The following is a 24,007-nucleotide window of genomic DNA, read 5'->3' on the forward strand; positions in this document are numbered from 1 at the left end:
CCTCACGTCTTACACCTCACTCCTGTGTCGTAAAGGGTGAGGCGTGAGAGGTAAGGGGGAACAGACAGACAAGGATCGATTGCCGGCCGTGAAAGCCATCGACAATTTTTCCCCTGAGTGTTTTGAACTGTCTCCTCACGCCTTACTCCTGACTCCTCACGGGGTGATTGTTAGCGGTTGCGCATCGAGAAAGCCGACACACAGGCTGTACAGCCAGCGCCAGGCCTCGTCGTCATCGAATACGGCCACGGCCCGGTCGGCGGCGGCGAGCATGGACTGCAACTGCTGCAGCTTGGGCAGCGGCAGTCGGCCGAGGGCCGCCTGCATCATCGGTTGGCGACTGGACCAGACATGCAGGGTGCCGGCCAGCTGATGAAACGACTGCCCGCCCTGCAACCCCAGCTGCAGTTGCTGCAGGGTGCTCAGCTCCCGGGCCAGCAAATGGCACAGCATGCCGGCTTCTATTCCTTCCTGGCGCAGTTGCAGCAGGATGCGACAGGCCCGTTTGACCTTGCCCTGCAGCAGGGGGTCGAACAGCTGAAAGGGGTTGAACTGATGATGGGGCTGTACCTGCTGCTGCAACAGCGCCAGTGTCAGCGGTTGCGGCAGATTTTGCAGGGCCAGTTTTTCGATTTCTCCGGCTACCGCCAGCAGGTTGCCCTCGAAGGCATAGGCCAGCCAGCGCAGGGCCTCGGGTTCGGCGCTCATGCCATGCTGGTGCAGGCGTTGGCTCAGCCAGCGGGGAAAATGCCGGGCATCCGGGGTAATAACCGGCACCTGGGGGCCCGCCGTCGTCAGCGCCTTGAACCAGGCGCTCTTCTGTTGTTGCTGATTGAGCCGGGGGCCGGTAACGAGCAGCAATAAATCCGGGTGACATTGTTTGAGCAGTTCGCGCAACCGATCCGAGCCGGTCTTGTCGAGCTTGTCCGGCAGGTGCAGCTCGATGATCTGGCGCTGACTGAACAGGCTCATCGACTGACTGGCATCGAAAATGTCGTCCCAGTCCAGGCCCTCGTCGGCATCGAAGCGGTGACGCTCGTCAAACCCCAGAGCACGGGCGGCCTGGCGCAGGGTGTCCAGCGCTTCCTGCTTCAGCAGCGGCTCGTCACCGTAAATGAAATAGCAGGGGGCCAGCCCGGCCTGCAGATGTTGCGGCAGCTGTTCCGGGTAAAGACGCATCAGAACGACAGGCGATTGAGCTGGCGCACGATTTGCGCGGCCGCCTCGAATTCCATCTGCTCGCGCAGTTGCTGCTGCTCCCGGCCGGAGGCCAGCGCCTGCTCGGATTTATCGAGGAAGCTGCGGTTGAAGGTGACATTGAACACCTGGCGCGGCTCGTCGGGCATATCCAGAGTAAAGCGGGTGTTGAAGCGGGTGGCGTATTCGAGCGCATCGGCCCGCGAGTTGACCGAGGCCACGCTGTTGCCCTGCCCCAGGCCCGAAATAGTCAGCACCGGCGTCAGTGCGTCGGGCTCGACCAGTTGCGCACCGGCGCGTTGCAGCCGGGCCGCCACCAGTCGATAAAACTGGGTCTTGTCGTCGCCGACCAGCGCCAGCCGCTGCAGCTCGGGCGCCAGGTTGTCGCCGCCCCTGAGCTGAAAGCCGCAACCGGTCAGCAGCAGCGTCAGCAGTATCAGTAGCCCTGCCTTGATTCGAGTGAGCATGAAAACTCCTTAAAATTAACCGAGAGGGGTAAAGCGTGAGGGGTGAGGGGGACTCCTCACTCCTTATCCCTTACTCTTCGCGTTTCTTGGTAGGGTCGAATTCATTCGACCGCGTCAGACCGCGAGTCACGGTCATTGGTCGATTGAAGTCGACCCTACGACAGATGGTGAGGGGCGAAGTGTGAGGCGCGAGGTATAACCCCCTCACGCCTGACTCCTCACCCCTCACATTTCTCAGTTCGCGACGATGTTCAGCAGCTTGCCGGGCACGTAGATCACCTTGCGTACCGTCTTGCCGTCCAGGTGACGAGCCACGTTGTCGTCGGCCTGGCCGGCGGCTTCTACCGCTTCCCGGCTGGCATCGGCGGCCACGGTAATCTTGCCACGGACCTTGCCGTTGACCTGCACCACCACCAGTTTCTCGTCTTCTACCAGGGCATCGGCATCGGCCACCGGCCACTGGGCGTGATCGATATCGCTCTGGCCCAGGGCCTGCCACAGTTCGAAACAGGTGTGCGGCACTATGGGGTGCAGCATGATGGTGACCGCTTCCAGTGCTTCCTGCAGCAGGGCGCGGTTCTGGGCGTCGGTCATATCGACCTTGGCCAGCTTGTTCATCAGCTCCATGATGGCGGCGATGGCGGTGTTGAAGGTCTGGCGGCGACCCACGTCGTCGCTCACCTTGGCGATGGTCTTGTGCACGTCACGGCGCAGGGCCTTCTGCTCGTTGCTCAATGCGGCCACATCCAGCGCGGCAACCTCACCCAGAGCCTGGTGTTCAAACACCAGTTTCCACAGGCGCTTGAGGAAGCGGAGGGCACCCTCGACGCCGGAGTCGGACCATTCCAGGGTCATGTCGGCCGGGGAGGCGAACATCATGAACAGGCGCACGGTATCGGCGCCGTACTTGTCGACCATCACCTGCGGATCGATGCCGTTGTTCTTGGACTTGGACATCTTGGTCATGCCGGTGTGCACCAGCTCGCGACCGTCTTTATCCAGCGCGCGCTTGATCCGGCCCTTTTCGTCCCGCTCCATGGTGACATCCAGCGGGCTGACCCAGGTGCGGGCGCCTTTTTCATCGGTATGGTAGAAGGCGTCGGCCAGTACCATGCCCTGACACAGCAGGCGCTTGAACGGTTCATCGGACTCGACCAGGCCGGTGTCGCGCAGCAGCTTGTGGAAGAAGCGGGCGTACAGCAGGTGCATACAGGCGTGCTCTATGCCGCCGATGTACTGATCCACCGGCAGCCAGTAGTTGGCCTTTTCCACATCCAGCATGCCCTGATCGTACTCCGGGCTGCAGTAGCGGGCGTAATACCAGGACGACTCCATGAAGGTGTCGAAGGTATCGGTTTCGCGCCGTGCCGGCTGGCCGTTATAGCTGGTCTTGGCCCATTCGGGGTCGGCCTTGATCGGGCTCTGAATGCCGTCCATCACTACGTCTTCCGGCAGTATCACCGGCAAGTCCGCTTCCGGTACGCCGACGACCGAGCCGTCTTCCAGGTTCAGCATCGGAATGGGCGCGCCCCAGTAACGCTGGCGGCTCACGCCCCAGTCACGCAGACGGAAGTTGACGGTGCGACGGCCCAGATTTTTGGCAATCAGGGTATCGGCGATGGCATTGAAGGCCTGATCGAAGTCGAGACCGTCAAACTCGCCGGAGTTGAACAGCACGCCTTTGTCGATATAGGCGGCCTCACCGAGGTCCGGCTCGTCGCCGTCGGCGGGCTTGATCACCGGGGTGATATCCAGGCCGTACTGGGTGGCAAACTCGAAGTCACGTTGATCGTGGGCGGGCACCGCCATCACGGCACCGGAGCCGTAATCCATCAGCACGAAGTTGGCGACCCAGATCGGCACCTGCTTGCCGGTCAGCGGGTGAACCGCGTACAAACCGGTGGCCATGCCCTTCTTCTCCATGGTGGCCATTTCGGCCTCGGCCACCTTGTGGTGTTTGCATTCTTCGATGAAGGCGGCCAGGGCCGGATTGTTCTCTGCAGCCTGGGTGGCCAGCGCATGACCGGCGGCAATGCCGACATAGGTCACGCCAAACAGGGTGTCGGGGCGAGTGGTATAGACCTCGAAGGACTGGTCCTGCTCGGCAACCGCAAAGCTCAGGGTGACGCCTTCGCTGCGGCCAATCCAGTTGCGCTGCATGGTCTTGACCTGCTCGGGCCACTCGTCCAGGTTGTCGATGTCCTTGAGCAATTCGTCGGCGTATTCGGTGATCTTGATGAACCACTGGGGAATTTCTTTCTGCTCCACCGGGGTGTCACAACGCCAGCAGCAGCCGTCGTTGACCTGCTCGTTGGCCAGCACGGTTTCATCGTGCGGGCACCAGTTGACGGACGAGGTCTTCTTGTAGACCAGGCCTTTTTCATACAGCTTGGTGAAGAACCACTGTTCCCAGCGGTAATATTCGGGAGTGCAGGTGGCCAGTTCCCGATCCCAGTCGTAACCGAAGCCCAGCCGCTTGAGCTGGTTCTTCATGTAGTCGATGTTTTCGTAGGTCCAGGGCGCCGGTGCCGTCTTGTTGTTGATGGCGGCGTTCTCGGCGGGCAGGCCAAAGGCATCCCAGCCGATGGGCTGTAGCACGTTTTTGCCTTGCAGCCGTTGGTAGCGAGAGATAACGTCACCTATGGTGTAGTTACGTACATGCCCCATGTGCAGTCGACCGGAAGGATAGGGAAACATGGATAGGCAGTAGAACTTGTCTTTGCCCGGCTGTTCGGTGGCCTTGAAGGTCTGCTGCTCGGCCCACAAGCGTTGCACTGCGGGCTCAATGTTCTGGGGAATGTATTGCTCTTGCATTAGTGACATCCGGATCTGTGAAATGGGTGATAAACCACGGCGATAAATCGCCATAGAATACCCCAGGGGGGGGAGGGCAACAATAGCCGCTCCTCCTGGTACCGCGCATCCAAGGGGGGAACATGGATAATAAAGAGCAAAAACACAAGAAAGGCTACGACGCCTTCGTCGAGGAGCTGCATCGTCAGTGGCAGCAGTCCGAAAACACCAGCATCAGGGACATGGTAGAAACCACCCAGGCTTACATGGAAGCCGCCGGCGATCTGACCAAGGACGAGCTGGCGCTGATTGCCCAGTATGTGAAGCGGGATCTGGCGGAAATGGAAGACAGCGGGGACGAATTTCGTGACAGCCTTTTCTATCGCCGCATCAAGGAAACCGTGTGGGGCTGGCTGGCCGATGTGACCGACAAGAGCCAGCTGGAGTGGCGGGAGCTGGCCTCTGAGCTGGAGCATCACGGCGAATACCGGGCCGGTGAGGTGGTAGGGCCGGGTCTCTACGATTGCACCCTGTGCGCCCACACCCACGAAGTGACCCACCCGGAGGTACTGACCAGCTGTCTGGAGTGCAACCACGAGACCTTTATACGCCGGCCGCTCATGCCGTAGTATGCGATTATATTGATGTATCCAATACGGCCTCTTTTGGGGCCGTTCGGCGCCGATTCATGATACTTTAATGACGTTGACTGAAAATCAAAGGTTTTCATTTGATACTCTTACCTAACGCTGCTAGCATCCGAAATTATTTTACACATAAATTATCTGCGGTTATTCATGGACGATAAAGCGGGTTTTACTTGTGATCCATACTACAGCCTTACAGGGATGGGCTACCCTGCCCGGTCGATATCGAATAGATCACTCCTGCCTCATCCTCCTGATTCCTTTTAAATTCATCCTGTATTTACTATCTCCGGTTAACGTCACTGTTCAGTGAACATAGCCAAACGGATACTGGCTCCCTCAGAAAGTTAAGAGATTAATATATGTTCAAGAAGACCTTGCTTGCCTCATCAATGGTGTTGGCCATCACTGGCTGTGCCGTCACTCCAGAAGCGATTTCTCCCGATAACGTCAGCGCAACGGTGCAGGCAGACATGACGCTGCTCGCACAGGAGCAAGATCAGGTGCTGGATAGTATCGGGCTGGAAGATGCCATTGCCCGCGCGGTGCGCAACAACCGGGATAAAAAACTGAAGGCGCTGGAATCGGCGATGGAGCAGGGCCAGATCGATCTGGTTCAGCATGAAATGCTGCCCAGTCTCGCCGCCTCGGCCGGTTATTCCGAGCGCAGCAACTTTGCCGCCTCCGCCAGCGTTGGTTTTCAGGACGGACACCCCGAGCCCCTTGGACCCAATCCTTCTTATTCCATTTCCCAGGATAAACAGCGTTCCACCTACGATCTGGCCCTGAGCTGGAATGTGCTCGATTTTGGCCTGTCTTACGTGCGAGCCAAGCAGCATGCGGATCGTTATCTGATTGCCAGGGAGCGGGAGCGCAAGGTCACCCATAACATCACCCAGGATGTGCGCGGTGCCTACTGGCGGGCGGTGTCGGCCGAGCGTTTGCTGCAAAAAATCGGTCCCTTGATTGAGCAGGCCTCCGCCGCGCTTGACGACTCGCGTCAGGTTGAATTGCTGCAACTGCGCTCACCGATGGAAGCGCTGTATTATCAGCGTGAACTGCTCGATGTGCTGCGTTCGCTGCAGTCGTTGAAGCAGGATTTGTCCAATGCCAGAACCGAGCTGGCCGGGCTGATGGGGCTGAAGCCCGGCACGGTATTCGAACTGGCGGATGTAAACGAGCCCGACTTCAGTGTCCCCGAGCTGACGGTAGAGCTGGCGACCATGGAAGAGCTGGCACTGAACCAGCGGCCCGAGCTGGTGGAAACCTATTACCAGCAGCGTATTTCAGCCGCCGACACCCGCGCCGCCATTCTGAAAATGCTGCCGGGTATCAGCCTCAATGCGGGCGTTTACCAGGACGACAGTGATTATCTGCTCAATCAGAACTGGACCACCCTGGGTGCCCAGGTCAGCTGGAACCTGTTCGACGTGTTCAAGGTGGGCGCTGAGCGCCGCCTGGCCAAGACCCGTGAGGCGCTTGCCGAAGAGCAGCGCCTGGCGTCATCCATGGCGGTGCTGACCCAGGTGCATCTGTCCAGAATCCGCTATAACGAGTCACGTAAGTCGTTTGATCTGGCTGATCGTTATCTGAACGTGGCCAGCCGCATCAATGAGCAAACCGTTAATGCTGCCCGCATGAAACGGACCTCTGAACTGGACTTGATCCGTGAGTCGCTCAATACCCTGCTGGCCGAGCTGCGGCGCGACGTGGCCTATGCGGATCTGCAAAACAGCTACGGCCGGGTCTTTGTGACCATGGGCATGGATTTGTTGCCGGAAGATTATGCCGCCAGCAGCGTGGATGCACTGGCGGACACCATCGGCGAGCGTTTTGCACGGTGGCAGCGTGGTGAGTTTAGCGACGCGGCGGCGATGGTGCCGTCTGCGAATGCCGACAATGAGCCGGTACCGACCAACAGCGCAGCGTCTGAAAGCACGGGTGACATGAGTTGATGACACCATTCTCGAACAAGGGCCTGCTGCTGGCGGCCCTGCTTTTTTCGGCCTCGCCTATTCAGGCCGAGGAGCACAAGGCCCGGGCGGTGATCAGCGCCTGGGACAGGGCGGTGCTGTCCGGCGAGCTGGCGGCCCGGATCACCAGCCTGCCGAAACGGCCGGGAGAAAGCTTCAACAAGGGGGAACTGCTGGTCGGGCTCGACTGTGCCCTGTATGAAGCGCAGGCCGGCAAGGTAGCGGCAGAGCATACCGCCGCCAGGGTCAAGCTGGATAACGCCCGACAGTTGAACGAGCTGCGCTCGATCGGCAGCCTGGACGTGGCGCTGGCCCAGTCGGAATACGCCCAGACCCAGGCCGAATTGCGTATCGCCCGCATCAACACCCGGCGCTGCCGAATCAAGGCTCCCTACAACGGCAAGGTGGTGACGGTGCTGGTCAACCAGCATGAAAACATTCGCCAGCAACAGGAGCTGATCGAAATTGTCGCCGACCAGCGGCTTGAGGCCGAAGTGGTGGTGCCTGCCACTTGGCTGAGCTGGTTGCAGCCAGCCATGCCGTTGACGCTGCAGATAGATGAAACCGGCGCCAGAGTGGAGGCGACCATTGCCGCCATCAGTCCGGCCATCGACCCGGTTAGCCAGACCCTGCTGTTGCGTGCAGAGCTGGCACCGTCTGCCGCCTTGATGCCGGGAATGAGCGCCACCGCCTACTTCACTACCGATAGCACCCAGTAACCTCATTATATTTTTGCCGGGTGTCTTGTATGGCGCCCTGAGCCGACCAGGGACAGATGCCATGAACAAGCAAGATACCCCCAAAACATTACCCAAATTTCGTCGCAAGCCGCTGATCACCGCCCTCGAATCCCGCATTCTGCTGGATGGTGCCGCCGTGGCGACCGCCGTCGACATGACCACCGATGTAGCTTTTCAGCAGGACCCTGTGCATCAGCCCGCCCCGGATCAGGCCGTGCATTTCAGCGATGGCGACCTGGCGCTGGCGCCGACGGCAGCATCAGAGTCTCCGGCTCCCCGGCGTGAAGTCGCCGTTGTCGATACTCAGGTAGCCGACTATCAGACGCTGATTGATGGCCTGGCACCCGGTGTAGAGATCATGTTGATTGATGGTGGGCAAAGCGGCCTGGATCAGTTGGCAGCCTTTATGGCAGAACAAACGGAAATTGATACCTTACATATCTTCTCTCATGGACGACTTGGTGAGCTGATCTTGGGTACCGATACGTTCAATAGTGGGAACATCAATGACTTTGCTCCTCAATTTGAGTCCATAGGTAACTCCCTTGCTGCCGACGCCGATATCCTTCTTTACGGTTGCGATGTGGGCAGTGAAACTGCGGGACAATCCTTTCTGAATGAACTCTCCCGACTGACAGGCGCCGACATTGCAGCATCGGATGACGATACGGGTCATGCCAACCAGGGAGCTGACTGGGAGCTGGAGGTCGAAGTTGGACAGATAGAAAGTACGGTTGCCATCGGGCAAGAAGCTCAGGCGGCATTTGATGAGCGTTTGTCAACGACCAATCTCATCAACGGTCTTGGTGGGGATGCTGGCTTTGGCGAAAACGCTCACTCTCGAAATGACGACGCAGCAACCAGTGCCATCGATATTACCGGCGTATTTGGCAGTCAAGGTGTTCGTTTTGGTGATAACTACTACACGAATATCTATATCAATAACAATGGAGTATTGAACTTCGGCAGTTCTACAACCAGCTTTACTCCTGGCGGTCTTATCAACGGTGTGGATGGAAAGCCAGCCATTGCGCTTTACTGGACAGACCTTGATACTCGTTATGCCTCTATGGGCGCCAGTGCCGATGGCGGCACCTCTACAGGCAGCAACCTGGTTTATTGGGATATAGATACCGTTAACCAGCGTATTATCATCACCTGGGATGATGTAGGGGAATATGGGTATGGCAGTAGTTCCAAGATTGCCGGCCAGATAGTACTGGAAGCGGCAGGAGCCGCTGGCAGTGGAGATATGGACTTTTCACTTCGTTACGAACATGCCGCCACATTGGATGGCCATAATGTGCAGGCCGGCTGGAATACTGGTACAAGTGATGGTACTGCGGGCGTTGATTATTACGAAATCCCACTGAACGGTTCGGGTTTTTCGGCGCTGGCGGATCTCGATACCCGTGCTGGTAATACCGGCACCGTAGGCTTGTGGGAGTTCTCGCTGAGGAATGGTGGTGTGTCAGATGCCGGTGCTGTATCAGTTGAGGCGGTCGAAGATCAGGCTTTTACCTTTGCGGAAGATACCTTTCAGGTGTCCGGCCAGACCGCAGACAAAATCCAGATAACAACTTTACCTACCAATGGTGTATTGAAATTCAATGGTGTGGACGTTGTTATTAACTCGGAGGTTAGTGCCGCTGATTACGCCAACCTGACCTATATCGCTGATGATAATTACCATGGCACCGACAGTTTTGACTGGAAAGGATGGGATGGAAGTTCGTGGTCCAGTACCGCCGAAGCTCAGATAAATATTGCCCCTGCCAACGACGCGCCGAACGCAGGAGATGACGCCGAGACAGCCACGGAGTCTGGCGGCGTAGCCAACGGCAGCGTCGGCAGTAATGCGACCGGCAATGTACTGACCAACGATAGCGATGTAGACAGCGGTGACAGCAAAGTTGTTAGTGCTATTCGTACGGGCACCGAAGCCGGCACCGGTAGTGCGGGCGTCGTTGGCCAGTCTCTGGCTGGAAGCTACGGCAGCCTGACGCTGAATGAAGACGGCAGCTACAGCTATGTCATCGATGAGAATAATGCGGCGGTGCAGGCCCTGCGTCTCAGCGGTCAGACCCTGAGCGAGAGCTTCAGCTATACCGTGACCGATGCGGCCGGCGCCACCGACACCGCGACGCTGACCATCACCATTGAGGGCCGCAACGACGCCCCGGTGGCGACCAATGACACCGCCACGGCGGTGGAAGCGGGTGGCGTGGCCAACGGCAGCACCGGCACCGATGCGACCGGCAATGTGCTGAGCAACGACAGCGACGTGGACAGCGTGGCCAATGGTGAAACCAAGGCGGTGACTACTGTTGAGTTCGGTGACACCAGCGGCACGGTGGGTAGCGTACTGAATGGCCAGTACGGCAGCCTGACGCTGAATGAAGACGGCAGCTACAGCTATGTCATCGATGAGAATAATGCGGCGGTGCAGGCCCTGCGTCTCAGCGGTCAGACCCTGAGCGAGAGCTTCAGCTATACCGTGACCGATGCGGCCGGCGCCACCGACACCGCGACGCTGACCATCACCATTGAGGGCAGCAACGATGCCCCGGTGGCGAGCAACGACACGGCGATTGCGGTGGAAGCGGGTGGCGTGACCAATGGCACCGCGGGCAGTAATGCCAGCGGCAATGTGCTGAGCAATGACAGCGACGTAGACAGTGTGGCCAATGGCGAAACCAAGGCGGTGACTACTGTTGAGTTCGGTGACACCAGCGGCACGGTGGGTAGCGTACTGAATGGCCAGTACGGCAGCCTGACGCTGAATGAAGACGGCAGCTACAGCTACGTCATCGACGAGAATAATGCGGCGGTACAGGCCCTGCGTCTCAGCGGTCAGACCCTGAGCGAGACCTTCAGCTATACCGTGACCGATGCGGCCGGCGCTACCGACACCGCGACCCTGACCATCACCATTGAGGGCAGCAACGATGCCCCGGTGGCGAGCAACGACACGGCGATTGCGGTGGAAGCGGGTGGCGTGACCAATGGCACCGCGGGCAGTAATGCCAGCGGCAATGTGCTGAGCAATGACAGCGACGTAGACAGTGTGGCCAATGGCGAAACCAAGGCGGTGACTACTGTTGAGTTCGGTGACACCAGCGGCACGGTGGGTAGCGTACTGAATGGCCAGTACGGCAGCCTGACGCTGAATGAAGACGGCAGCTACAGCTACGTCATCGACGAGAACAATGCGGCGGTACAGGCCCTGCGTCTCAGCGGTCAGCCCCTGAGCGAGACCTTCAGCTATACCGTCACCGATGCGGCCGGCGCTACCGACAGCGCCACGCTGACCATCACCATCGAGGGCAGTAATGATGCCCCGGTGGCGAGCAATGACACCGCCACGGCGGTAGAAGCGGGTGGCGTGGCCAACGGTAGCGTGGGCAGTGATGCGACCGGCAATGTGCTGAGCAACGACAGCGACGTGGACAGCGTGGCCAATGGTGAAACCAAGGCGGTGACTACTGTTGAGTTCGGTGACACCAGCGGCACGGTGGGTAGCGTACTGAATGGCCAGTACGGCAGCCTGACGCTGAATGAAGACGGCAGCTACAGCTACGTCATCGACGAGAATAATGCGGCGGTACAGGCCCTGCGTCTCAGCGGTCAGACCCTGAACGAGAGCTTCAGCTATACCGTGACCGATGCGGCCGGCGCTACCGACACCGCGACCCTGACCATCACCATTGAGGGCAGCAACGATGCCCCGGTGGCGACCAACGACACGGCGATTGCGGTGGAAGCGGGTGGCGTGACCAATGGCACCGCGGGCAGTAATGCCAGCGGCAATGTGCTGAGCAATGACAGCGACGTAGACAGTGTGGCCAATGGCGAAACCAAGGCGGTGACTACTGTTGAGTTCGGTGACACCAGCGGCACGGTGGGTAGCGTACTGAATGGCCAGTACGGCAGCCTGACGCTGAATGAAGACGGCAGCTACAGCTACGTCATCGACGAGAATAATGCGGCGGTACAGGCCCTGCGTCTCAGCGGTCAGACCCTGAGCGAGACCTTCAGCTATACCGTGACCGATGCGGCCGGCGCTACCGACACCGCGACCCTGACCATCACCATTGAGGGCAGCAACGATGCCCCGGTGGCGCTGACCACCAACATCGATGAGCAATGGAACTTTGGTAAAGACTACCAGCGTGATATTTCAGTGCTCTTTACCGATATGGACAGTGCAGCGAACGGCGAGGATCTTGATTTTGTTATCAAGGGTTTGCCCAAGGGGCTGAGTTATAACCCGGAGACCGGGCTCATTACCGGCAAGCCGACCGAAGCCGGAAAGTTTGCGGTGACACTGACAGCGGTAGATCAGGCCGGCGCTCAAGTGTCCCGTGAATACCTGCTGGAGGTGCTGGCGCCGCCCAAAGACACGCCGGTCGTCAAGCCGGTAAGCAATAACGATGTGCCGCCTTTCCAGAGGGATAATACGTCGGTGACCAACGAGTTGTCGTCTCTGCCGCAGGGGCTGGTCAACAAGGATGGGAGCCAGGACAATAGTGCCGGCGTCGGCTTTGTCACGCCCAAAACACCAACAGACACCGTCTTGTTATCGGAAACCGGTGTCCTGGTGGTGCAGACGATCGGCACAGATGGTAATACCACGGTCAGGGCATCGGTTGATGTCAGTGTGAATGATAATGGCGAGGTGGTCTTCAGCGAGGTACAGCGGCAGGCCTTTGATACCATCGCCATGAGCGTGTCCAGCATTGTCCCCACATCAAGGGATCAGTTGTCCATTTCTATTGCCGACAGTAAAGCCGAGCAGGGCCAGAGCTACAGTGGCTCCCTGGCCGACGGCTCGGTTCTGCCTAACTGGGTCACGATTGATCCGAACACCGGCAATGTCACCGTGAATTCACCCGGACAGGTAAAAGATCTGACACTCAGGATCCAGGCGGTGGGTAGCGATGGTCAGGTGCGTATTCTGGAGATCAAGCTGGACATTGAAGCCTTGCTGCGTGATAAAGCGGCGGGCGAGTCGGAGCAAACATCGACAGCGTTACCGAATACCGGTTTTGTGCCGTTGTCCGAGCAGCTGGCCACCGAAGTGGATACGATGGAAGCTTATGGCAACCGGCTGTTGAATATGCTGACCACGGTTTAAGGAGTTGATGTGAACCAACAGGTTGCAGCTTTATTGGGGCTGGAACAACAATTGCGCAAGGCGAGCAGCCTTGCGCAGCTGTTTTATACCATCGTCAATCAAACCCATCATTGTGTGCCCTATACCCAGAGCGTGCTGATTCTGGGAGAAGATTTGCGCCAGCTGCAGGTGATGGCGGCGTCGGACATTCCGACGGTGGACTACACCTCACCGTTTGTTGCCTGGACTGAACGTCTTGCCGGGCATCTGTCGCAACGCCAGGACGCCCGGCAGTTGTCGGCGTTTGATGTCGGCCTGGTACCGGATGTGTTGCGCCATGACTGGCAGGACATGGCTCCGGAGCAGCTGCTGTGGGTACCGCTGCCAGCGGTGGTCGAAGAGGGACACATACTCGGTGTCTTGCTGCTGTTTCGTTCCGAACCCTGGACCGAACAGGAGCGAGGCGTCATGGAGCATCTGTCCGATACCATGGGGCATGCCTTGTTTGCGCTGCAGCGTCGGCTGCCGTTCAAAAACGTTCTGCAGCGTATGCGCCAGCGAAAAACCTGGCTGGTGCCGGCGATGCTGCTGCTGGCCGTAATGTGGGCGCCGGTACGGCTCAGTACCCTGGCTCCGGTTGAAGTGGTTGCCCGGGATCCGCTGGTGATCAGCGCCCCGCTCAATGGCGCCGTCAAACAACTGGAGATCATGCCTAATCAGGGTGTCCGGCAGGGTGAACCTTTGGTGCAGTTTGAAGATACCGAACTGGCCAATGAGTACGAGATAGCCCAGCAGGCGTTGCTGGTGGCCCGGGCCGAGCTGAAAACCGTGCAGCAAAGCGGTTTTATGGACCCCTCCCAGAAAGCACGCCTGGCCGAGCTTGAATCGCGGGTAAGATTGCGCCAGGCCGAGCTGCATTATGCCGACTCCCGGTTGGCCAAAACCACGCTGACCGCGCCAGGGGCCGGCATTGCGGTACTGGGTGACCCCAACGAATGGAAAGGTCGGCCGGTGAACATCGGCGAGCGCATCATGCTGCTGGCCGATCCCAAGGCGGTAGAGCTTGAAATCATGCTGGCGGTAAAGGACTCGATTGCCTTGCAGCAGGGGGCCGAGGTCAGAGTGTTCTTTGATAATGATCCTCTGTCTGCCTGGTCGGCACATCTCCAGCACGCAAGCTACGAGCCGCAACGCACCCCCGATGATCTGATGGCGTATCGCCTGATTGCCCGGCTCGACGGACAGAAGTCCGACACCCGGCTGCCGAGAATAGGCACCCGCGGTACGGCCAAAGTCTACGGTAACCGGGTGAGTCTGTTCTTTTATCTGTTCCGCCGGCCGATAACCAGTGCCCGTCAATGGCTGGGTTGGTAGTACCATGACAACCGGTGTTGTATTACCGCCCTTGCGCCAGAACCTGCGGCTGTTACCCGGCGCCCCCGATGAAGACGGTGCCCCGCGCTGGCTGTTGTTTGATGCGGTGCGTAACAAGTATTTTGCCTTGTCGGCCGAGGCGCTTTATCTGATCCGCCACTGGCAGGCGGGCGCCTCGGCGGAAGGATTCCTGCTGGAGCTGAAAACCCGTGGCCATGATTATGGCCCCGAAGAATTGGCGGCCTTTATCGACTTTGTGGTGTCGAATAATCTTAACGAGGCTCGCTCGGCCGAGGCCTCGGCCCGGGTTCATCAGCAGTATTCCGATCAGCTGCTGGGATTCTGGCGTTGGCTGATCCATCACTATCTGTTTATCCGTATCCCGCTGTTTCGCCCGGATCCCTGGCTGAACCGCTGGACGCCCCGCCTGAACTGGTTGTTTGCACCGGTCACCCATTATCTGCTGCTGTCACTCGGTGGGCTTGGATTGGTGCTGGTGGTGCGCCAGTGGGACCATTTCTGGTCTACCTTTCTGCATTTTTTCAGTCTGGAGGGGCTGGTTTTCTATGGGCTGACCCTGGTGGTGGTGAAAAGCGCCCACGAGTTGGGTCATGCCTTTGCCGCCAAGCGGCAGGGCTGTCGGGTTGCGTCCATGGGAGTGGCGCTGCTGGTGATGTTTCCGGTGCTCTATACCGATACCACCGATGCCTGGCGGCTCAGATCCCGAGCCGCCCGGTTGCGCATTGTGACCGCCGGGGTGCGCACCGAACTGTATCTGGCCCTGCTGGCGACCTTTTTGTGGAATCTGTTACCCGATGGCCCCTTGCGCAGTGCCGCCTTCTTTGTGGCCACCACCAGCTGGGTCACCTCGGTACTGGTGAATATCAGTCCTTTTTTGCGCTTCGATGGCTACTACGCCTTTTCCGACTGGCTGGGGATAGAAAACCTGCAGCAGCGGGCCTTCGCCTTCGGCCGCTGGCGGCTGCGCTATTTGCTGCTGGGATTGAAGGATCCTCTACCGGAGCCGCAACCCCGGGGCAGAGCCCGGTTGATGGTGGCCTATGCCTGGGCTACCTGGCTGTATCGCTTCTTTCTGTTTCTGGGCATCGCCCTGCTGGTCTATCACCTGTTCTTCAAGGTGCTGGGGATACTGTTGTTTGCGGTAGAAATATGCTGGTTCATTGTGTTGCCAATCTGGAGGGAGGTGAACGTGTGGTGGAAGCGCCGAAGTGAATGCAGCATGGGCACCGGCCGTCTGCTGTTCTGGATACTGGCGACGGGGTTGCTGATGCTGAGCGTCTTGCCCCTGCATGTGGGAGTGTCGGTACCGGCGGTACTGAAGGCCAAGTCCGAACAGAGCCTGTTTGTATCCGAGCCGGCCGTCATCATGGAGGTGGCGGTAAAACAGGGTGATGCGGTTGAAGCCGGTCAGTTGCTGGTGCGGCTGGAGTCGGAGCCGTTGAACTTCGAGCTGCAACAGGTGGAAGAAGAGCTGCAGCTGGCTCGATTGTTGCTGGATCGCAGCGGCAGCTCGGTACAGGAAAAGGCCGTTCGCGCCATTACCGAGCAGCAATATCGGCGCCTATTGGAACGAAAAGCCGGGCTGCTGGTTCGGCAAGAGCGGCTGCAACTGCGTGCTCCTTTTACCGGCAGGATTACGCAAGTTGAATCATTGCACCCCGGCGTATGGGTGGGTACCGAGATGCCGTTGTTGTCGGTGGTTGAGCCGACCCGGTTCGATGTAGAAGGATATATCGGGGAGCAATATCTCGACCTGATCGGGCCGGGGAGCCTGGGCGTCTTTATTGCCGACCGGCCGGGGATGGCCGCTTTGCCGGTGCAGGTTAGTGATGTGGATATTGGTGCCGTCTTTGCTCTGCCTTATGGTGAGTTGAGCTCGGAATATGGCGGCCCCATTGCGGTGCGACGCGTCACCGATGATCGCCTGGTGCCGGAAGAGGGACACTATCGGGTATCGATGATACTGGATGATATCAGCTCGCTCGGCGACACCGATGCCCGCTTGCCCGGTGTGGTCAGGGTCGAGGGTGAGTCGCGCAGCTGGTTGTGGTATCAGTTACGCAGGGTGCTGGCGATTCTGATCCGCGAAAGTGGTTTCTAATACTCATCGCATTAAACATTAGATCTTTTTGATGGTCATACCAATCCCGGACAAAGGGCCCGCTCCGCCGACCCGCTCGAGCACATCCTTGTGACGCTCAGCACATCACATCCTTGTCATGTGATGGTCGGTGGAGCAGATCCCTTCGTCCTCCTTGATGCTACAGAGTCGCCTGTTGGCGCCGTCTGCAGACCACTCGGTGTTCAAGGAGAGGCAGCAGAGATCGGCTCCCACGACCGTGAAATGCCAAGGCCGGAAAATGCTCCTGCCGTTCCGGCATTCCCGCCATCCCTGGCGGTCAGACGGCATTCCCGAGCCCCCAGGGGGCGAGCTTGCCTCGCCGTGACGAACGGTTGCAGCCTGACCGAACATCCAGTGGATGTTCGCAGTAGGCTGCAACTGTGAGTGTCATTTGCCAGTGGCGTGTCGTGGGAGATGACTCTGTTGCCTCTCGTTCCGGGCTTTAAAATTGATCATATTTTTATTTAGATTGGTATGACCAGAATAAAAAAAGAGGGGAAAGCCGAATCATCGCCTTTCCCCTCTCTCGTTCATCTGCTTCAGCTTCTCGCCTTCACCCGCAGGTTTTCTTTCGCAGCTTGTTTTTGCTGGCGCCAGCGGTATTGCCGCCGGCTCAGGGTTGTCGCCAGTGTCGCGCTGACTAACAGCCAGACCACCAAGGGGGTGCTGCCGAAGCGGGCATAGGGCGTGAGCCCGGCCATGCCGGTCACCTCGGTACGCAGCACACCGGCTTCAAACTGGGGCAGGCTGTCGGTAATGCGGCCTTTTTCATCGGTCACCAGGGTCACGCCGTTGTTGGTGGCGCGGATCAGCGGTCGGCCCAGCTCCAGGGCGCGCATGCGGGCAATCTGCTGATGCTGCCAGGGGCCGATGGACTGACCGAACCAGGTGTCGTTGGACAGGGTCAGCAGGTAATCGGTGTCGGGCTTCATGTTGTTCCGTACCAATCCGGGAAAGGCCACTTCATAACAGATGGCCACACTGAGGTGACGGTCACCGGCGTTGAGATCCGGCTGGCCGGCCTCACCGCGAGAAAACGACGACATCGGCAGGTTGAAGAAGGGGGCCAGTGGCCGCAGCAGGCTGCCGAAAGGCACGAATTCGCCGATTGGCACCAACTGCTGCTTGTAATAGCGATTACTGTGCTCGGGCTGGTAGGGAATGGCGTTGCGGCCCAGGGTGATAACGGCGTTATACACCTCGTCGGTATCGGGGCGGGACACGGTGCCGGTGATCAGGCTTTGACCGCGTTCGCGCATCAGCTGATCCACCTGCGCAAGCCAGGGCGCCAGCCGTTGTTCCGATGCGGGCAGCGCCGACTCGGGCCAGATCACTACCTCCGCATTCCGCTCGGGCAGGGTCAGGCCGATATAACGCTCCAGACTCAGCTCCAGCTGCCCCGGAATCCACTTCAGTGACTGTTCTATATTACCCTGCACCAGGGCGAAGCGACTGCTCTGGGTCGGGGTCACCCACTGCACGAAGCCGGCGCCGAAGGCGATGCCCCACAACAGCAAGGCGGTGAGACCCGGCCACCAGGTGGGACGATGGCGCAGCAGCAACCACAAGGCCGCCGCCGAAAAGCTCAGCAACCAGCTGATGCCCTGCACGCCCATGACGGGGGCGAGGCCGGCCAGCGGGCCTTCCAGCTGGCTGTAACCGAACCACAGCCAGGGAAAACCGGTCAGCACCCAGCCGCGCAGCCAGTCGGCCAGCACCAGCAGCGCCGGCAGTACCAGCAGGGCACGCCAGCGGGGCGAAGGCACCAGCCGTTGTGCCAGCCAGACGGCGGCGGCGGTATAGAGGCTGAGATAGGCGGCCAGCAGGGCGACCAGCACAAAGGCGACCGGCAGGGGAATGCCGCCGAAAAGGGTCATGCTGTTATGAATCCACCACAGACCGGGCAGATACAGACCCATGGCCCAGATAAAACCGCGTTTGGCGGCGGTCACGGGGCCCAGGTTCTGGGTAACGGCATAAAGACCGCACAGCGACACCAGCGCCAGAGGCCAGTAGTCGAAGGGGCTGAAGGCTAAAACGCCGAGGGCCCCGCTAAGCAGGGCCCCGAGAGCAGGTAGATAATGGCGCACGTTTATATGGCTTCCGATGTGGAGGTTTCCTGATTGCTCGGTATCTTAACCTGTAACTGCAGCAAACGTCGACGGTCGGCGTGGGCCACCTTGAACACGAAGCCGTTGAGCTCGAGCTGTTCGCCCTTGGCGGGCAGATGACCGAAAGCGTGCATCACCATGCCACCGACGGTGTCGGCTTCTTCGTCGCTGAAGTCGGTATGGAAGAACTCGTTGAAATCTTCGATATCGGTCAGCGCCGCCACCGCATAGACCCGCGACGTGATCTGACGAATTTCGGCGCTTTCTTCGGCATCGTATTCGTCTTCGATGTCGCCGACGATCAGCTCAAGAATGTCTTCGATGGTGACCAGGCCGGAAACGCCGCCGAACTCGTCGACCACAATGGCCATGTGGTAGCGTTGCTGGCGAAACTCCTTGAGCAGCTTGTCGAGGCGTTTGCTTTCGGGGACCACCACGGCGGGGCGCAGCACCTTGTCGATGGAGAATGCTTCGTCGGTGAGGGCAAAGCCGTACTGCAGCAGATCCTTGGCCAGCAGTATGCCCTCTATGTGATCCTTGTCTTCGTTGACCACCGGAAAACGGGAGTGGGTAGACTCGATGATCATCGGCAGGAAAGAAGAAACGGGCTGGGACTTTTCTACCGTCACCATCTGCGAGCGGGGGATCATGATGTCCCGTACCCGCAGCTCGCTGACCTCCAGTACCCCTTCAATCATGTCCTTGGTGTCCTGGTCGATCAGCTCGCGCTGCGTCGCTTCCATGATCACTTCAACCAGTTCTTCACGATTCTTCGGTTCGCCCTGAAAAAGCTGGCCCAGCTTCTCAAACCAGTTTTTCTTGGTGGACGAACCGTTTTCTGAGTTCGAATTATCGTCGCTCATTGACCTTGTTTAACCTTCATCGTCTTGATAGGGGTTGGCAATACCGAATTCTGCCAGCATGGTTATTTCTCTGGCTTCCATGATTTCGGCTTCATCATCCTTAATATGGTCGAAACCAAGCAAATGCAAGCAGCCGTGTATCACCATGTGTGCCCAATGATCCTGCAACGGCTTGTGCTGCTCGGCCGCTTCCCGCTCCACCACCTGGCGGCAGATCACCAAATCGCCCAGCAGCGGCAGTTCGATGCCGGGAGGCGCTTCAAACGGAAAGGACAGCACATTGGTGGACTTGTCCTTGCCGCGGTAATCCCGGTTAAGCTCCTGACTCTCGGCTTCGTCGACCAGCCGCACCGTGATTTCGGTTTCTTCGCGCTCTCCGGCCAGTGCGGCGGTGAGCCAGCGTTCCAGTTGCTGCTCATTCGGCAGCCCCGGTGCTTCATCACAGGCGATTTGCAGATCCAGATACAGGCTCATGATGTTTGCTCGTCCGGGTGCTGTTCACGCTTGTGCTGATCCTCGAAGGCTTCATAGGCACGCACGATACGAGCGACGACCGGATGGCGCACCACGTCTTCGGCGCGAAAGAAGTCAAATGAAAGACCATCGACGCCGGTCAGCACTTCAATCGCATGGCGCAGGCCGGATTTGGCGTTGCGCGGCAGATCGATCTGGGTGATGTCGCCGGTGATCACCGCCCGGGAGTTGAAACCGATACGGGTCAGGAACATCTTCATCTGCTCGACCGTGGTGTTCTGGCTTTCATCGAGAATGATAAAGGCGTCGTTCAGGGTACGGCCGCGCATATAGGCCAGCGGTGCCACTTCGATCACGTTGCGCTCGATCAGCTTTTCTACGCGCTCAAAACCCAGCATTTCGAACAGGGCATCGTACAGCGGGCGCAGATAGGGATCGACTTTCTGGCTCAGATCGCCGGGCAGAAAACCGAGCTTCTCGCCCGCTTCCACTGCCGGACGGGTCAGCAGAATACGGCGCACTTCCTGACGCTCCAGCGCATCCACCGCTGCCGCTACCGCCAGATAGGTCTTGCCGGTACCGGCCGGGCCTATGCCGAAGGTGATGTCGTGGCTGAGAATATGCGCCACGTAATGGGCCTGGTTGGGGGTGCGAGGCTTGATCAGGCCCCGCTTGGTCTTGATCACCACTTCCTTGCCGTACTGGTAGCCTTCATCTGGCTCGGCATTTTGCTCGAGTACCCGGCTTCCCTTGATGGCCAGATGTACCTGGTCGGGGGTGATATCGGGTACCGCCTGGCCGCGCACCGACTGGGTATCGACATACAGTTGCGTGAGCAGCTCACCGCCGACCTTGACCAGATTGGCCGGCCCCACCAGCGTAAAGTGCTGGTTGTGGTAGTTGATTTCCACTCCCAGGCGGCGTTCCAGCTGTTTGATGTTGTCGTCGAAGGGCCCGCACAGGCTGGCCAGACGCGGAGCATCGGCCGGCTGCAGTTCAAGTTCCAGGGTGGTGACTTTTGCTGTCAAGGTAACTCCTAAATATCGGGGATTGGGGATCCGGGAGTAGGGATAAGGGTATCGAGTCCCTATTCCCCAATCCCGAGTCCCTGCTTTTTAGGGTGTAAAGGTGGCTACACCGACGTCGTCGGCCACGCCATCCGGGCGGCGCGCCAGAATGCTCTTGGGCGATACCTGTACTCGCAGCCCCATTTCATTCTCGCCACGCAGGAAGGTGCCGCGCAGGCTGTGGGGCATCACCTCGGTGATTTCCACGTCGGCGAAGCCGCCGATCAGGGTATGGGGGCCGGTGAAGTTGACCACGCGGTTGTTCTCGGTACGGCCGCGCAGCTCCATCGGATCCAGCTTGGACGGGCCTTCGACCAGAATACGCTGGGTTGAGCCCAGCATCTGCCGGCTGATCAACTGAGCCTGATTGTTGATGACCGTTTGCAGGCGATAGAGTCGCGCTTTTTTCTCGTCCAGCGGCACATCGTCCGGCAGATCGGCGGCCGGGGTACCGGGGCGCGCGCTGAAGATAAAGCTGAAGCTCATGTCGAAGCCGATATCTTCAATCAGCTTCATGGTCTTTTCGAAATCGTCGGCGTCTTCACCGGGGAAACCGATGATGAAGTCGGAGCTGATGGTGATGTCGGGACGCGCCAGCCGCAGCTTGCGGATCTTGGACTTGTATTCCAGTGCGGTATGCGGGCGCTTCATCAGGGTCAGGATGCGGTCGGAGCCGCTCTGTACCGGCAGATGCAGGAAGCTGACCAGCTCGGGCGTATCCTTGTACACTTCGATGATATCGTCGGTGAACTCGATGGGATGGCTGGTGGTGTAGCGCACGCGGTCGATGCCGTCGATGGCGGCCACCAGGCGCAGCAGCTCGGCAAAGCTGCAGATATCGCCGTCATGGGTCTCGCCCCGGTAGGCATTGACGTTCTGGCCCAGCAGGTTGACCTCGCGCACGCCCTGATCGGCAAGCTGGGCGATTTCATAGAGCACATCGTCCATCGGCCGGCTGACTTCTTCACCGCGGGTGTAGGGCACCACGCAGAAAGAACAGTATTTGGAGCAGCCTTCCATGATGGACACGAAGGCGGTAGCGCCCTCGGCGCGAGGCTCGGGCATGCTGTCGAATTTTTCGATTTCCGGAAAGGCCACGTCTACCTGGGCGCCGTTGCCTTCGAGCACGGATTTGATCATCGCCGGCAGCCGGTGCAGGGTCTGGGGGCCGAACACGATGTCGACAAAGGGAGCCCGGGCGCGAATGGCGTCACCTTCCTGGGAGGCGACGCAACCACCGACACCGATCACCAGCTTGGGATTGGCGACTTTCAGCGGGCGCCAGCGTCCCAGCTGATGAAACACCTTTTCCTGCGCCTTTTCGCGAATGGAGCAGGTGTTGAGCAGCAGTACATCGGCTTGCTCGGCGTCGTCGGTGAGCTCGTAGCCGTGAGTGGCGTCCAGCAGATCGGCCATCTTGGATGAATCGTATTCGTTCATCTGACAGCCCCAGGTTTTGATATGAAGTTTTTTACTCATGGCTCTCTTTGGATTGCGGCAAGGGTCATGTTTCAGGACCGGGGATTCTACTCTTTTCTGCCGGCAGTGACCAGATAATATCCAGCCGCTGCCTGGTGGCAATATGGATAGATTCTCGCCGAAACACCGTACTTTTTGCGGTAGAATGGTTGAAAAATCGCGAGGTTAGCACGAGGTTAACATATGGAACATTGTGATATCGCCATCATCGGCGGCGGCATGGTCGGGGCATTGGCTGCGGCCCTGCTGGCACCGACCGGGCTGAGCATTCGAGTGATCGAAGCCAGAACGCCGGACGCCTTTTCTCCCGAGCAAGCGCCGGATTTGCGAGTGTCCGCCATCAGTGCCACCTCGGTGCGACTGCTGCAGCAGGCCGGTGCCTGGGAAACTATCGTCGCCATGCGTGCCTGGCCGTATCAGCGGCTGGAAGCCTGTGAATGGCAGGGGTTCAGCACCCGTTTCGAGGCGCACGAGCTGGACTGTGAATACCTGGGGTACATGGTCGAAAACCGGATTATTCAGCTTGGCCTGTGGCAGGCGCTGGCCCAGTGGCACAAGGTGGTGCTCGACTGCCCGAACGGGCTGATTGGCCTGACACAGAACGAGAATGGTGCCGAGCTGAGCCTGGAAGGAGGGCAACAACTGCAGGCGCGCCTGGTGCTGGCCTGCGACGGCGCCGAGTCTCGTACTCGTCAGCTGGCCGGTATTGGCGTCACCGCCTGGGATTACGCCCAGCACTGCATGCTGATCGGCATCGAAGGTGACGGGCTGGAGCCGGACACCACCTGGCAGCAGTTTTTCCCCAGTGGCCCGCGGGCTTTTCTGCCGATGGGCCTGCGGCAGGGCTCTCTGGTGTGGTATGACCAAAAGGCGCGCATCAAGGAGCTGGCGGCACTGGATAACGAGGCGCTGGCAAAACAGATTGCCGCTCACTTTCCGGCCCGGCTGGGCAATTTCACCGTGCTGAACAAGGGCAGTTTCCCGCTGCGCCGTCGCCATGCCAATGACTATGTGAAAGGTGCGGTGGTGTTGCTGGGCGATGCGGCCCACACCATCAACCCGCTGGCGGGGCAGGGGGTCAACCTGGGCTTCAAGGATGTGGCGGCGCTGAGCGAGCTGATTCATCAGGGCGTGGAGGCAGGTCTGGACATCGCCGCCGCCGAGCGCTTGCAGCGTTATCAGCGTCGGCGCCGGCCCGACAACCTGCTGATGCAGTCGGCGATGGATCTGTGTTATCACACCTTCAGCAACGATCTGTTTCCGCTCAAGCTGCTGCGTAACCTGGGGTTGAAAGCTGCCGAGCACAGCGGCCCGCTGAAAACCCGGGTGATGAAGTACGCCATGGGGCTTTAAAGGCAGGTGAGGGGTGAGGGGGAAATGGTGAGGCAGTTTGTCTGTCTCTTCCCCTCACTCCTCACACTTTACCCCTCACCATTTTTCCCAATTCCGGAAAGCAAAAAACCAGCTCGAGGCTGGTTTTTTGCTATTTAAAATGGCTGGGGTACCAGGATTCGAACCTGGGAATGGCGAGATCAAAACCCGCTGCCTTACCGCTTGGCGATA

At 59.1% G+C, this 24,007-nt stretch carries 15 protein-coding genes; 7 read left to right on the forward strand and 8 right to left on the reverse strand.

Annotated features, from left to right (window positions below; genetic code table 11):
* Positions 1 to 156: 156 nt before the first annotated feature.
* From holA to leuS, 3 genes are all read right to left on the reverse strand, one after another.
* Positions 157 to 1,179 (reverse strand): DNA polymerase III subunit delta, encoded by a 1,023-nt coding sequence (gene holA / locus Q0753_RS07495; RefSeq protein ID WP_298719081.1) that lies wholly within the window; start codon positions 1,177 to 1,179, stop codon positions 157 to 159.
* Entirely contained in the window at positions 1,179 to 1,664 is a 486-nt protein-coding gene (lptE, locus tag Q0753_RS07500) for an LPS assembly lipoprotein LptE (protein ID WP_298719083.1), read from the reverse strand. Before lptE ends, holA begins: the two co-directional genes overlap by 1 nt.
* Positions 1,665 to 1,898: 234 nt before the next feature.
* Positions 1,899 to 4,478, reverse strand: coding sequence for a leucine--tRNA ligase (leuS, locus tag Q0753_RS07505; protein ID WP_298719085.1), 2,580 nt, complete (start codon positions 4,476 to 4,478; stop codon positions 1,899 to 1,901).
* A gap of 122 nt (positions 4,479 to 4,600) precedes the next feature.
* Between leuS and Q0753_RS07510 the strand changes: the two genes are divergently transcribed.
* From Q0753_RS07510 to Q0753_RS07535, 6 genes are all read left to right on the forward strand, one after another.
* A complete protein-coding gene (locus Q0753_RS07510; protein ID WP_298719087.1) occupies positions 4,601 to 5,086 on the forward strand; it encodes a hypothetical protein in 486 nt (161 codons plus the stop codon).
* 380 nt (positions 5,087 to 5,466) lie between these two features.
* Entirely contained in the window at positions 5,467 to 7,059 is a 1,593-nt protein-coding gene (locus Q0753_RS07515; RefSeq protein ID WP_298719089.1) for a TolC family protein, read from the forward strand.
* Positions 7,059 to 7,796 carry an efflux RND transporter periplasmic adaptor subunit gene (locus tag Q0753_RS07520; protein WP_298719091.1) on the forward strand — a complete coding sequence of 246 codons (738 nt, stop codon included), beginning with the start codon at positions 7,059 to 7,061 and terminating at the stop codon, positions 7,794 to 7,796. Before Q0753_RS07515 ends, Q0753_RS07520 begins: the two co-directional genes overlap by 1 nt.
* Before the next feature lie 61 nt (positions 7,797 to 7,857).
* Positions 7,858 to 12,954, forward strand: coding sequence for a VCBS domain-containing protein (locus tag Q0753_RS07525; protein WP_298719094.1), 5,097 nt, complete (start codon positions 7,858 to 7,860; stop codon positions 12,952 to 12,954).
* A 9-nt stretch (positions 12,955 to 12,963) separates the two neighbouring features.
* Positions 12,964 to 14,307 carry an efflux RND transporter periplasmic adaptor subunit gene (locus Q0753_RS07530; protein ID WP_298719096.1) on the forward strand — a complete coding sequence of 448 codons (1,344 nt, stop codon included), beginning with the start codon at positions 12,964 to 12,966 and terminating at the stop codon, positions 14,305 to 14,307.
* Between the two features lie 4 nt (positions 14,308 to 14,311).
* Positions 14,312 to 16,429: a biotin/lipoyl-binding protein gene (locus Q0753_RS07535; protein ID WP_298719098.1), complete on the forward strand. Its 2,118-nt coding sequence runs from the start codon at positions 14,312 to 14,314 to the stop codon at positions 16,427 to 16,429.
* 560 nt (positions 16,430 to 16,989) lie between these two features.
* On the opposite strand, the gene lnt is transcribed toward Q0753_RS07535, so the two are convergent.
* The 5 genes from lnt to miaB all read right to left on the reverse strand — a co-directional run bounded on the left by lnt (position 16,990) and on the right by miaB (position 22,444).
* Positions 16,990 to 18,540 carry an apolipoprotein N-acyltransferase gene (gene lnt, locus Q0753_RS07540; protein ID WP_298719100.1) on the reverse strand — a complete coding sequence of 517 codons (1,551 nt, stop codon included), beginning with the start codon at positions 18,538 to 18,540 and terminating at the stop codon, positions 16,990 to 16,992.
* Between the two features lie 2 nt (positions 18,541 to 18,542).
* Complete coding sequence (corC, locus tag Q0753_RS07545; RefSeq protein ID WP_298719102.1) at positions 18,543 to 19,424, reverse strand: CNNM family magnesium/cobalt transport protein CorC; 882 nt, start codon at positions 19,422 to 19,424, stop codon at positions 18,543 to 18,545.
* Between the two features lie 9 nt (positions 19,425 to 19,433).
* The gene (gene ybeY / locus Q0753_RS07550; protein WP_298719104.1) at positions 19,434 to 19,898 is read right to left on the reverse strand and encodes an rRNA maturation RNase YbeY; all 465 of its coding nucleotides are present in this window, start codon (positions 19,896 to 19,898) and stop codon (positions 19,434 to 19,436) included.
* Positions 19,895 to 20,926, reverse strand: a complete 1,032-nt coding sequence (locus Q0753_RS07555) for a PhoH family protein (RefSeq protein WP_298719105.1) — start codon at positions 20,924 to 20,926, stop codon at positions 19,895 to 19,897. The genes ybeY and Q0753_RS07555 overlap by 4 nt, the downstream gene beginning before the upstream one ends.
* A gap of 87 nt (positions 20,927 to 21,013) precedes the next feature.
* Positions 21,014 to 22,444 (reverse strand): tRNA (N6-isopentenyl adenosine(37)-C2)-methylthiotransferase MiaB, encoded by a 1,431-nt coding sequence (gene miaB, locus Q0753_RS07560; protein ID WP_298719107.1) that lies wholly within the window; start codon positions 22,442 to 22,444, stop codon positions 21,014 to 21,016.
* A gap of 183 nt (positions 22,445 to 22,627) precedes the next feature.
* On the opposite strand from miaB, the gene Q0753_RS07565 reads away from it, so the two are divergent.
* Complete coding sequence (locus Q0753_RS07565) at positions 22,628 to 23,797, forward strand: FAD-dependent monooxygenase (protein WP_298719109.1); 1,170 nt, start codon at positions 22,628 to 22,630, stop codon at positions 23,795 to 23,797.
* Positions 23,798 to 24,007 lie beyond the last annotated feature (210 nt).

The organism is uncultured Oceanisphaera sp. (assembly GCF_947495715.1).
GTDB classification, from domain to species: Bacteria; Pseudomonadota; Gammaproteobacteria; order Enterobacterales; family Aeromonadaceae; genus Oceanimonas; species Oceanimonas sediminis.